Below are 11,790 nucleotides of genomic sequence, written 5' to 3'. Positions count from 1 at the left end.
CTGCGGGTGGATCAGGCGATCTTCACGTCGAAGATCTTGTTGGCTGCGAGGGCCCTGAACGCGGTCAGGCTGCTGGGGGTGGAGTCGACCGCGATGTTGCGGTCGCCTTCGTTGTCGGCGGCGGTGTCGAAGTAGACGACGGCCTTGACCTTCGGGTGCAGGGTCAACTCCGGAAGCACGGTGTTGAACGCGGCGGACTTGTCGGTGGGGTACTTGACGCGGTGGTACATGCCCCACTCGGCCAGCATGATGGGCTTGCTGGGGTGGTTGGTGACCGACCAGTCGTAGAAGCCCAGGCCGCCGCCGGTGGGCTGGCGGTCGAGGAGGTCACCGAAGTCGCCGTAGTGGTAGTAGCCCTTCTCGACGCTGACGTAGGAGTCCAGGCCGATCCAGTCGACGACGTCGTCGCCGGGGTAGAGGTCCTTCCACCAGGACTGGGCCATCCACTTCTCGTTGCCCATGTAGGCCAGCACGTTGATCGCGTTGGTGACGCCGTTGGCGCGCAGCCGCTCGATGACGTGGCGGTACATGTTGGCGTAGTCCTTGGCGGTCATCCCGGACCCGGCGGTGGGGTTGACGTCGTTCTCCGGCTCGTGGTGCAGGGCCAGGTAGAACTTCTGCTGGTAGTTGGCCTTGACGTACTTGGACCAGTTGTCGATGCGGGTGTCCTGCTGCCCGGCGGCGACCTTGGCCCAGGTGGTGCCGTAGGCGACCTTCCAGTTCAGCAGCAGCACGCGGGGCTTGGCCGGGTCCTGGGTCATCGCGATCTCGGCCTTGGTGGGGAACTGCTCGTCGCCCTTGTGGTAGGTGTGGAAGATCGCCGCGGTACGGCCGGTCTTCGCCTCCCAGTCCTTGAGCGCCTGATCCCGCGGCGTGCTGGTGAAGCCACCGGCGGCGGCACCCCACAACACACCACAGCTGGGCACCAGCAACGCGTCGGTCACGCACTCCTGGGTCGGCGGCGTGGTGGGTGGCGTGGTCGTGGGCGGCGTGGTCGTCTGCGCGCTGGTGGTCACGGCGAGCTGCGGGCCGCCGGCCTTGTTCTCCGCCGAGCGCAGCCGCGTCACGTCCTTGGCGGACGAACGCAGCGCGAACGCGTACGTGCCGGGCTTGGTGACCACCTTGCTGAGGTCGAGGCTCAGGTCCTTGCCGGTGGCCTTGATGGTGCCGACAGTCGCGCCGATCGCCGGCGCGGTGGCCGCGGACAGCTTCTTCTCGGTCCACCCGGTGTTGGTGACCCGGCTCACCGTGAGCGACCCGGACGGCAGGCTGTCGGCGGCCAGCTTCAGCTGCGCGCCGGTGACCTTGGTGCCGGCCGGCACCACGAACTTCAGGTAGCCGACCTTGGTGTCCCTGCCCAGCTTGCCGACGGCGATCTTCTCGTCCTGGCCGAACACGGTGGTGCGGCGTGCGCTGGAGGTGTAGGCGTCGTCGGTGGCGGCCAGCTTGAGCTGCTTGCCCGCCGGTGCGGCGTGCGCGGTCATCGGGGCGGACAGCGCGGCTGTCGTACCCGCCAGCACCGCACCCACCACGGCAACGGACTTCTGCACCTTCCTGCGGTTCACAGTGAATCTCCCCCGTCGGTCCGGCCGCTTGTCAGCCGGGCACGTGAACGAGATTCCGTTTGCGCCGGTGCGCCCTGCGGTCCCGCACGGGTGCCGCCAGGTTGCGTCTCATACCTTCAGCCGGTCACGCCCCCCAGCCGGCCTGGCGGCCGTCATCGAACGGGCACCGTGGTCACCGCCGCCTTTCGCGCGCCCGGAAGCGTGTCGTGTGCGAGGGTGCCACCGTGACGACGACACGGCTGACCCAGTACGCACACGGCGGTGGCTGCGCCTGCAAGATCCCGCCCGGGGAGTTGGAGGCGGTGGTCGCCGGGCTGACCGGCGAGTCGGCCCCGGCGGGGGCGGGGGAGTTGCTGGTCGGGCTCGACGACGGCGATGACGCCGCGGTGGTCCGCCTCGCGGGCGGTACCGCGATCGTCGCCACGGCCGACTTCTTCACCCCGGTCGTCGACGACCCCTTCGACTGGGGCCGGGTAGCGGCCGCCAACGCACTCTCCGACGTGTACGCCATGGGCGGTACCCCGGTCGTCGCCGTGAACCTGCTGGCATGGCCCCGCGACGTGCTGCCGATGGACCTGGCCGCCGAGGTGCTGCGCGGTGGCCTGGCGATGGCCCGCGAGGCCGGCTGCCACCTGGCGGGCGGGCACAGCGTCGACGATCCGGAACCGAAGTACGGCATGGCCGTCACCGGCATGGCCGACCCGCAACGGCTCATCCGCAACGACGCCGGGACCGCCGGCACCCCGCTGACCCTGACCAAGCCGCTGGGCATCGGTGTGCTCAACAGCCGCCACAAGGCCACGGGCGAGGCGTTCCCGCAGGCGGTCGCCGCGATGACGGAACTGAACCGGGCCGCGTCGGCGGCCGCGCTCGCCGCCGGGGTGGTGTGCGGCACGGACGTGACCGGGTTCGGGCTGCTCGGCCACCTGCACAAACTGGCCCGGGCCAGCGGCGTCACCGCCCGGCTCGACGCGGCCGCGGTGCCGTATCTCGAGGGGGCCCGGGACGCGTTGGCCGCCGGGTACGTCAGCGGCGGCACCCGCCGCAACCTGGACTGGGTGCGTCCGTACGCGGACACCGCCGGGGTCGCCGAGCAGGAGCTGCTGTTGCTGGCCGACGCGCAGACCTCGGGCGGGCTGCTGGTGGCGGGCGAGCTGCCCGGCCATCCCGTCGTCGGCGAGCTGATCCCGGCCCGCGCGGACGGCGTGACCCTGATCGTGCGCTGACCGGGCTAGACCGGGTTCTCCGATTGTGTGCCCGCGATGACGCGGTTGCGTCCGTCGCGTTTGGCGGCGTAGAGGTTGCGGTCGGCGGCGGCGAGGGTGGCGGTTTGGTTGGGTGGTGAGGTTTCGTCGGCGGTGGCTGCGCCGATGCTGACGGTGACGGGTAGGCCGCCGGTGATGTCGTGCCAGTCGTGTCCGCCGATAGCTTGGCGGATGTCGTCGAGGATGGTGGTGGCGGTGGTGAGGGGGGTGGCGGGGAGGGCGAGGAGGAATTCCTCGCCGCCGAGGCGGGCGACGAATCCGTGGGGGACGGCGGCGGTGAGGCCGATGTTCAGGAGGTGGGCGACCTGGATGAGGACCTGGTCGCCGGTGTCGTGGGAGAGTTGGTCGTTGATGCGTTTGAAGTGGTCGATGTCGGCGATGGCGAGGGTGAGTTCGGGGTCCTGGGTGATCAGGGTGAGGAGTTCCTCGTCGGCGTAGCGGCGGTTGTGGAGGCCGGTGAGGGGGTCGCGGCGGGCCTGTTCGCGGAATCGTTCGGCTTGTTCGCGGGCTTCGGTGGTTTCGAACATGGCCTGCCGGGCCTGTGCCTGGGCCTCCCGCTCCCGTGAGCGCAGGCCTTCCCGGGCCGCGAAGAACACTTTCAGCTCAGCGAACGCGGCGGCGTTGTCGCCGCGGGCGGCGTGCAGGTCGGCCTGTTCCTTGTGCACCTGAACCAGCAAGGCGTGCAGCCCGAGCTCGGCGCCCAGCTCACGGCAGGCGTCCAGGCTCTCCTGCGCGCGGACCAGGTCACCGAGGCCGCGCCGGGCCTGGGCAAGCGTGAGCTGGTAATAGGCCAGGTCGCCGACGTGCTCGACAAAGCCGGCCTCGTACCGGGTGATGCAGGTGAGCATCGTCTGCTCGGCCGCGGCGTACTCGCCGTTGGCGGTCTGCACCTCGCCGACCGTGTGCAGGGTCGGGGGATCAAGCGCAAGACCGTGCGCGTCGGCATTCGCGATCATCCGGCCGATGACCTCGCGGGCGCGGACAAGATCTCCACATTCGTGTTCGTAGGAGGCCCAGTTGTTGAACAGGATTCCCAGCAGCTCCCACTGCTGCGTCTTCCGGGCGATCTCCTCGGCCTGCCGGTAGCGCAGCCGTGCCGCGTCCATCGCGCCGGTTTCCGCCAGGGCGTCGCCCAGCCTGGCCCGATGCCAGACCTGCATGAACACGGTGGCGGTCTCGTCGAGCAGTTCGACCGCGCTGACCGAGTGTTCCAGCATCTTGGCGGCGTCACCGGAATACTGGTGAATGGTCGCACCCGCGGCGTAGGCGCGGGCCTCCAGCCGGCGCTCGCCGTGCTCGGCGGCCCACTGCTGGACGTCGTAGATCACGCGGGCGACCTCGGTGATCTCGCCGATCCGTACGCCCATGCGGGCGCGACACAGCCGGGCGCGCATGACCAGGCCGTCGTCGCCCAGCGCGGTGGCCTGTTGCTCCAGCTCGACGGCGGCGGCGAGGGCGGCCGCAGCGTCGGAGATGAACTCCTCCTCCATCGCCAGCAGGGCAGCCGACAACGCCTCGGCATCCAGCGCGCTACCGCCCATCGATCCACCCCCGGCCAGTCCTCTTCCTTCTCCCATCGGCCCCGGACAGCGACCGCTGAGACCGTGCGTCAGCCTGGGGGATCAGTCGGCCTGGTACCCGGCGGGCGGGCGTGAGCCGTAGGGTGGGTCTCATGGGCAGACGTTGGAACGAGCTCAGCCAGGGACAACGCGGGTTCATCATCCTGGCGGCGGTCGCCGAGAGCGCGATCAAGGCGGCCATGCTGATTGATCTCAAGCGGCGCCCCGCCGATCAGGTCCGGGGGCCGAAGTGGCTGTGGGCCTCCAGCGCGCTGGTGAACTCCGCCGGGATCCTGCCCGCCGCCTACTTCATCGTCGGCCGCACACGGTAGGTCAACCGGGCCGCTGTTCCACCTTGTCCGGCCAGATCGGGGCGGACCAGCCACCCGTCCGTTGCCGGCAGTCGACCCGCAGGTATGTGGGCTGAATATCCTCCGAGAGCCAACGCACACCGATGACCAGTTCGTCGGGCGGCGGTTCGATCCACGTCCTGATCGTCAGCCGGGAATGGGCTTCGTCGGCGCCCAGCGTCCAGATGCTCAAGCCTTCGTCCTCCACATTCCAGGTGAGTGACCGGAACTCGCCAGGCGCACCCGATCCGTACGAGATCGCGGGATCGGCGCGCTGTGGATCCGTGGCGCCGCGCAGCGGCCGTTTCTCGGCGCCGGGCTGGCGCAGCAGGAACTCGGTTTCGATTTTGATGCCCTCGTCGTAGCCGACCATCGACCGGAGCAGGATGGCGGCGCTGTCCGACCTGCCGAGAACGGCGTCGGACCGTAGAAGCGTCCCGCGCGACGCCGGCGGTGGGTGTTCGGTGATGCGAACGTCCTGGTTGGGCTCCATTGGGTGCACGATAGAGCCTATGGGCGGTAATAGGAGGCCCCGCCAGCCGTCCGGATGAGGGCTGCCGGGGTCTGTGGATCAAGTGCAGACGCCGGGCGGGTTGTAGCTGCTACCGCTCGTGGTGCCGCCGGTCAGGCTTCCCGAGATGGGCGATGATGAGCTGCTTCGCTGCCAGGTGTAGTAGACGACTCCATAGTCGCTGTACGTGTAGTGATAACCGCACCGCAGGCCCGTCCTGAAGAAGTGGGCGGTGCCCTCGCAGGTGCACCACGTGAGCGCGTACGCGCAGCTCAACCGGGGTGCGGGCAAATCAGCGGAGGCGGACGGGAATCGAACCCGCCCGGCCCGGATACCGGGCCGCACCGGTTTTGAAGACCGGGAGGGGCACCAGCCACCTGAACGCCTCCGCGCACGACCCTACCGTCCGCGCCCCCGGCAGCACGGAGATGATGTGGCCGCGGCGGGCTGGAAACGCAATCGCCCTCTCCGGCGAGTGACCGGCCATCCGGACCGGCGAGCCGGGGCCGTCGACGACAAGCGCGGGTCAGGGCTCAGGCCTGCGCTGCGCCAGGCGTTCGCGCTGCGGCACGACCGTGTACTTCGGATCGCGGGCCGAGGCGACACCGCCCTCGAAGATGCCGAACCGGGTCAGCACCGACGCCCCCAGCAGCGACAACCCCGACAGGGCGGACACCACGCGGCTGCGACGGCCGAGCAGCCCACCGGCGACCCCGAGCGCGGTCAGCACCCGGCCCGCCCGCAGCAGCCGGCCCGGCCGCCCCTGCGCGTACGGTTCGCTGAGAATGCCCTTGGTGGTCTCCACCCGGTGCGCGCCGTAGAGCTCCAGCGCCGCGCCGAGCACCGCGAGGCGGCGCGCGGGCCCGGCCTGCGCGCACGGCGCCGCGATGAGACCGACCCCGGCGCCGCTGGCCAGGGCGCTGCCCGCGAACACGAACGGAAGTTCCGGGTACGCCGCATGCCAGCTCGGCGTCGCCGTGTCGGCCAGCAGCACCGCCGTGTACGTGGCCAGCGCGGGCGCGAGCGCGGCGGCGCCGTACCCGCCGGCCGTGCCCACCGGCGGTAGCAGGCGGCGGGCCGGTCCGAGCGGTCCGCGCGTGGGCAGCAGGGGCGCCGCCTCGGCCACGGCGGCCGTGCTCGCGGCCGCCCCGAACGCGGTGAGGATCCACGTGCCCATCGACATCGGCGAGGTCGGCTTCGCGACCCGCAGCATGTGGTGGAACCGGTCCGGGCGGCCGAGGTCGTTGATCAGGAAATACGTGCTGGCGCCCAGCGCACCCAGCGCGCTCAGGCGTCCGGCCCGGCGCAGGGCTGGCCGCCCGGTGGCCTGCCCGCCCGCCGCCAGCAGCGCGGACCCGGCGGCGAGGCCGCCGGTGAACAGGTACGCGGCGATGTCGTGACGCCACACCGGCGCCTTGACGATCGGCCTGCCGTAGTACGAACGGAACTGGGCGGGCGGCACCATCGACCGGTCCCCGCCACCGCGTCGCGCGTCGCTGCCGCGCGGGTTCACGGGCGCCGCCGGGTGGCGAAGGCGACCAGCACCGAGGCGACCATGGCGGCGGCGGCGACCCCGGCCTGCTTCCACATGGCGGGCAGGTCGCGGGTGCTGACCACCGGGTCCGGCGGCAGGCCGTACACCTCGGGTTCGTCGAGCAGCAGGAAGAACGCGCCGTCGCCGCCGACCCCGTCGTCGGGGTCGTTGCCGTACAGCCGGGCCTCGGCGACGCCCTGGTCGTGCAGGGCCGTCACCCGCCTTGCGGCGCGCTCGCGCAGCTCGTCCAGCTCGCCGTACTGGATGGACTCGGTGGGGCAGGCCTTCGCGCAGGCCGGGGTCTGCCCGTCGCCGATGCGGTCGTAGCACAGGGTGCACTTCCAGGCGCGGCCGTCGTCCGCCCGCTGGTCGATGACCCCGTACGGGCAGGCGGGGATGCAGTAGCCGCAGCCGTTGCAGATGTCCTCCTGCACGACCACGGTGCCGAACTCGGTGCGGAACAGCGAACCGGTGGGGCACACGTCGAGGCAGCCCGCGTGGGTGCAGTGTTTGCACACGTTGGACATCATCAGCCAGCGGAAGTCCGTGCGGGGCGCGTCGGGGGTGCGCCCGGGGAGGTCGCGCTGCGGCATGCCGAGGAACTGCGGGCCGGGCCGTTCGGCCGCGGTGTCGGGGGGCGTGCCGGGCTGTTCGATGAAGGCGACGTGCCGCCACGAGTTCGCGCTCAGCCCGCCGGTGTTGTCGTATGACCGGCCGAGCAGGTCGAAGCCGTCGTCGGGGACGTGGTTCCACTCCTTGCAGGCGACCTCGCACGCCTTGCAGCCGATGCAGACGCTGGTGTCGGTGAAGAAGCCCATCCGGGGCGGCGCGTGCACCCAGCCGGCGTCGGGTGCGGGGTCCAGCGGTCCGTACAGTCGGTTACTGCCCATCGTCGGCGTCCTTGGTCACGATCGGGGTGTGGTGGTCGGGTGTGAGCCCGGCCCGCCGCCGGTAGTCACGCACCAGGTCGAGCAGGGCCGGGCCGGTGGGGCGGCGGCCGGGCCGGATGTCGCAGGTGCCGACCTTGCTCTCCTGGATCAGTACGTTCGGGTCCAGGGTGATCCCGAACAGGTCGTTGGCCGAGTCGCCGGTCACCAGACCCTCGCCGCCCCAGTGGTACGGCATCCAGATCTGGTGCACGGTCCGGCCCTCGATGCGCAGCGGCACCAGCCGTTCGGTCACCAGCACCCGCGCCTCGATGGCCGCCCGCGCGGTGACCACGTGCGCCCAGCCCAGGTGCGCCAGCCCGCGCTCGGCCGCGAGCTGCGGCGACACCTCGACGAACATCTCCGGCTGCAACTCCGACAGGTACGCCAGTTGCCGGCTCATGCCGCCGGCGGTGTGGTGTTCGGTGAGCCGGCTGGTGCTGAACACGTACGGGTACACCTCGGTGTGGCGTTGCGGCGGGCTGGGGTTGAGCGGGTTGTCCGGCCGCTCGTACGTCTTGCGGGTGGGGTTGGCCTGCTGGGTGTAGAGCGGGTTGCGCACCACCGACTCGACCGGCTCGTAGTGCGTGGGCAGCGGGCCGTCGATCAGGCCGCTGGGCGCGTACAGCCAGCCTTTGCCGTCGCCCTGCATGATGAACGGGTCGTCGCCCGCGATGGCCGCGACCCCGCTGGCGCCCGGCGGGGGCCGGTACGACGGTGGCTTGGTCTTCTCGAAGTCGGGCACGTCGTAGCCGGTCCACGCGCCGGCCCGGGGATCCCACCACACGTACTTCTTGCGTTCGGACCAGGGCTTGCCGTCGGGGTCGGCGGAGGCGCGGTTGTAGAGCAGCCGCCGGTCGGAGGGCCACGCCCAGCCCCACTCGCGGGCTACGTAGTCCTGTTCGGTGCGGGGTCTGCGGCGGGCGGCCTGGTTGACGCCGTCGGCGTAGACGCCCGAGTAGATCCAGCAGCCGCAGGCGGTGGAGCCGTCGGCGGCCAGGGCGGTGAAGTTCGGCAGCGGCGCGCCGCTCGCCACGTCGTACCCGTTGATCTCCTTGAGGATGGCGTCGGCGCTGGGCTCGTCGCCGCGCGGGCCCTGCAGCGGGTAGTCCCAGGCGAGGTTGCGGACGGCCTGGTCGCGGGGGGCGGTGGAGTCGGCCAGCCGGTCCCGGACGAGGCGGCCGAGGTGGTAGAAGAACCACAGCTCGCTGCGGCAGTCGCCCGGCGGCTCGACCGCCTTCTCCCGCCACTGCAGCAGCCGCTGGGTCTGGGTGAAGGTGCCCTCCTTCTCCACGTGCGACGCGGCGGGCAGGACGAACACCTCCGTGCGGCACTGCTGCGGCACGATCTCGCCGGTGGCCACCTCCGGGCCGTCCTTCCAGAACGTGGCGCTCTCGATGAGGAACAGGTCGCGCACCACCAGCCAGTCCAGGTTGGCCATGCCGAGGCGCTGGGCGCGGCCGTGCGCCGAGCCGACCGCCGGGTTCTGGCCGAGCAGGAAGTACCCCTTGATCTTCCCGTCGATCATGTCCAGCACCTGACGGTACGTGCCGTGGTCGCCGGTGAGCCGGGGCAGCCAGTCGAAACCCCAGTCGTTGTCCGCGGTGGCGGCGTCGCCGAAGTACGCCTTGAGCAGGCTCACCGCGAACGCCTCGGCGTTGGCCCAGAAGCCCTTCTGCCGGGGGTGGCGCATCGCGTCGATCCACTGCCGGAACGTCGCGTGCCGCTCGTGGTGTGGCATCGGCAGGTAGCCGGGCAGCAGGTTGAACAGCGTCGGAATGTCCGTGGAGCCCTGGATGCTGGCGTGCCCGCGCAGCGCCATCACCCCGCCGCCGGGGCGGCCCATGTTGCCCAGCAGCAGCTGGATGATCGCGCCGGTGCGGATGTACTGCACGCCGACGGAGTGCTGGGTCCAGCCCACGGAGTACACCAGGGCGGTGGTGCGTTCCCGGCCGGAGTTGGCCGTCCACGCCTCGCACACCGCCAGGAACTGCTCCTGCGGCACCCCGCACACCTGCTCCACCACCTCGGGGGTGTAGCGGGCGTAGTGGCGTCTGAGGATCTGGTACACGCAGCGCGGGTCCTGCAGGGTCGGGTCGCGGGGCGCGTCGGCGGGGATCGGCGGGCCGTGCGACTCCTGTTCCAGGCCGGACGCGGTCTCCCGGTCGTCGTGCGCGTCGCCGGGTTGCTGACCGTGCTGCTCCTGCCCGGCGTACGTCCAGGTGCTCTGGTCGTAGGTGTGGGTTTCCGGGTCGTATCCGGAGAACAGGCCGTCGAGGTCCTCTGTGTCGCGGAAGTCCTCGCTCACGATCATGGACGCGTTCGTGTACGCCAGCACGTACTCCCGGAAGTCCTTCTCGTTGCTCAGGATGTAGTTGATCACCCCGCCGAGGAAGGCGATGTCGGCGCCCGCGCGCACGGGCACGTAGCGGTGCGCCAGCGCGCTGGTCCGGGTGAAGCGCGGGTCGATGTGGATCACCGTGGCGCCGCGGTTCTTCGCCTCCACCACGTACTGGAAACCCACCGGGTGGGCCTCCGCCATGTTGGAGCCCTGGATGATGACGCAGTCCGCGTTCGCCAGATCCTGGAGGAATCCGGTGGCCCCGCCACGGCCGAAGCTGGTCCCCAGACCGGGGACGGTGGCGGAGTGTCAAATGCGTGCCTGGTTCTCGATCTGGATCGCCCCGAGCGCCGTGAACAGCTTCTTGATCAGGTAGTTCTCTTCGTTGTCCAGGGTCGCGCCGCCCAGGCTGGCGAAGCCCAGCGTGCGGTGCAGCGCTCGGCCGTGCGCGTCGGTGTCCTCCCAGGTCGACTCACGGGTCGCCAGCACCCGGTCGGCGATCATCCGCAGCGCGGTGTCGAGCTCCAGCTCCTCCCAGTCGGTCCCGTACGGCCGCCGGTACAGCACCTTGCGCAGCCGCCGGTCGCTGGTCACCAGGCTCTTGCTGGCCGAGCCCTTGGGGCACAGCCGGCCCCGGGAGATCGGGCTGTCCGGGTCGCCCTCGATCTGGGTGACCCGCCCGTCCTTGACGAAGATCCGCTGCCCGCAGCCGACCGCGCAGTACGGGCACACCGAGCGGGTCACCGAGTCCGCGGTCTGCGTACGCGGGCTCAGCGCCCGGGTCCGGGGCGACTGCGCCGCCGCGCCCCGGCCCAGCGGGTCGGTGCCGGTCAGCTGCCGGTACACCGGCCAGTCGCGAATCCACGTGCGCAGACCCATGCACCGACCCTAGATCAGATCGCGGTGCCCCGCACGGCGGCGCCCGGCGCGGCTGCACCGTCAGTGGCTGCCGAACGCCTTGCCCAGCCCGGTCAGGTCGATGGACTGCCGGGCCGACTCGGGCACCAGGTTGACCAGCGGGCGCATGGCCTCCAGGGCGGTGAGGATCTGCCGGGCCACCCGCTCCACCGGCTGCATCGCGTCCACCGCCACCAGGATGCCGCGCTGGTCGTACCAGTCCACGATCGGATGGGTGACCTCGTGGTAGATCGCCAGGCGGCGGCGGATGACCTCCTCGGTGTCGTCCGTGCGGTGCTGCAGCGCGGCCCGGGCCAGCAGGCGGCGGACCAGTTCGTCGTCGTCGGCGACCAGGTGCAGCGCGACGTTCGCGGTCATGTCGAGGGTGCGGGCGATCTGGTAGATGGCCCGGGCCTGCGTCATGTTGCGCGGCATGCCGTCGAGCACGTACCCACGGCCCTGGCGCTTGGCCTCCTCCACCGCGCCGCGCACGATGTCCAGCACGATCTCGTCCGGAACCAGCTCGCCCCGGTCGAGGCAACCCTGCACCGCCCGGCCCAGCGGGGTGCGGCGCGCCACATGGTCGCGCAGCAGATCTCCGGTGGCGATGTGCGGCACGTCGAAGTGGGTGGCGATCAGCGCCCCCTGGGTGCCCTTGCCCGCTCCGGGGGGCGCGACCAGCAGGATCCGCATGACGTCGTCCTTCCCCGGTGCGCTCGCCCCGGATCATAACGGTCGGGTGCGAGGGCGCCGGGCATTCGCCGACCCGGCCGCAAATTGTCTGACGTGTAGGCGAGGGTGGTGGCACGATCGGCGCACCGATGTCCCGCGGATCGACGGGA

Annotated in this window: 8 protein-coding genes, 1 tRNA gene and 1 pseudogene; 2 read left to right on the top strand and 8 right to left on the bottom strand. The window is 71.1% G+C overall.

Translation table 11 applies throughout. The annotated features are described in order from the left end of the window. Positions 1-11 precede the first annotated feature (11 nt). Positions 12-1,565, bottom strand: coding sequence for a CBM96 family carbohydrate-binding protein (locus tag EV385_RS31650; protein WP_242625184.1), 1,554 nt, complete (start codon positions 1,563-1,565; stop codon positions 12-14). A gap of 224 nt (positions 1,566-1,789) precedes the next feature. Here EV385_RS31650 and selD point away from each other — a divergent pair, with 224 nt between their 5' ends. Beyond that, a complete protein-coding gene (selD, locus tag EV385_RS31645) occupies positions 1,790-2,791 on the top strand; it encodes a selenide, water dikinase SelD (RefSeq protein WP_130512768.1) in 1,002 nt (333 codons plus the stop codon). 5 nt (positions 2,792-2,796) lie between these two features. On the opposite strand, the gene EV385_RS31640 is transcribed toward selD, so the two are convergent. After that, positions 2,797-4,371, bottom strand: a complete 1,575-nt coding sequence (locus EV385_RS31640; RefSeq protein WP_242625183.1) for a tetratricopeptide repeat-containing diguanylate cyclase — start codon at positions 4,369-4,371, stop codon at positions 2,797-2,799. Positions 4,372-4,502: 131 nt separating this feature from the next. Here EV385_RS31640 and EV385_RS31635 point away from each other — a divergent pair, with 131 nt between their 5' ends. After that, entirely contained in the window at positions 4,503-4,721 is a 219-nt protein-coding gene (locus EV385_RS31635; protein ID WP_130512767.1) for a hypothetical protein, read from the top strand. A gap of 1 nt (position 4,722) precedes the next feature. On the opposite strand, the gene EV385_RS31630 is transcribed toward EV385_RS31635, so the two are convergent. The 6 genes and pseudogenes from EV385_RS31630 to EV385_RS31600 form a co-directional block, all read right to left on the bottom strand. Then, positions 4,723-5,232 (bottom strand): hypothetical protein, encoded by a 510-nt coding sequence (locus EV385_RS31630; RefSeq protein ID WP_130512766.1) that lies wholly within the window; start codon positions 5,230-5,232, stop codon positions 4,723-4,725. Between the two features lie 313 nt (positions 5,233-5,545). Then, a tRNA-Sec gene (locus EV385_RS31625) sits at positions 5,546-5,639 on the bottom strand. 137 nt (positions 5,640-5,776) lie between these two features. Further along, positions 5,777-6,715, bottom strand: coding sequence for an NrfD/PsrC family molybdoenzyme membrane anchor subunit (gene nrfD, locus EV385_RS31620; RefSeq protein WP_130512765.1), 939 nt, complete (start codon positions 6,713-6,715; stop codon positions 5,777-5,779). Positions 6,716-6,759: 44 nt separating this feature from the next. Beyond that, positions 6,760-7,674: a 4Fe-4S dicluster domain-containing protein gene (locus EV385_RS31615; RefSeq protein WP_130512764.1), complete on the bottom strand. Its 915-nt coding sequence runs from the start codon at positions 7,672-7,674 to the stop codon at positions 6,760-6,762. Beyond that, positions 7,670-10,930, bottom strand: a pseudogene (gene fdh / locus EV385_RS31610) (formate dehydrogenase); the annotation flags it as partial. The pseudogene fdh and the gene EV385_RS31615, both read right to left, overlap by 5 nt. A 60-nt stretch (positions 10,931-10,990) precedes the next feature. Next, positions 10,991-11,641, bottom strand: a complete 651-nt coding sequence (locus EV385_RS31600) for an adenylate kinase (protein ID WP_130512761.1) — start codon at positions 11,639-11,641, stop codon at positions 10,991-10,993. Positions 11,642-11,790 lie beyond the last annotated feature (149 nt).

Origin of the sequence: Krasilnikovia cinnamomea, from assembly GCF_004217545.1 — a bacterium.
In the GTDB taxonomy this organism is placed as follows: Bacteria; Actinomycetota; Actinomycetes; order Mycobacteriales; family Micromonosporaceae; genus Actinoplanes; species Actinoplanes cinnamomeus.
Note: the sequence above shows the minus strand (reverse complement) of the source record. Positions and strands in the feature narration are given on the sequence as shown.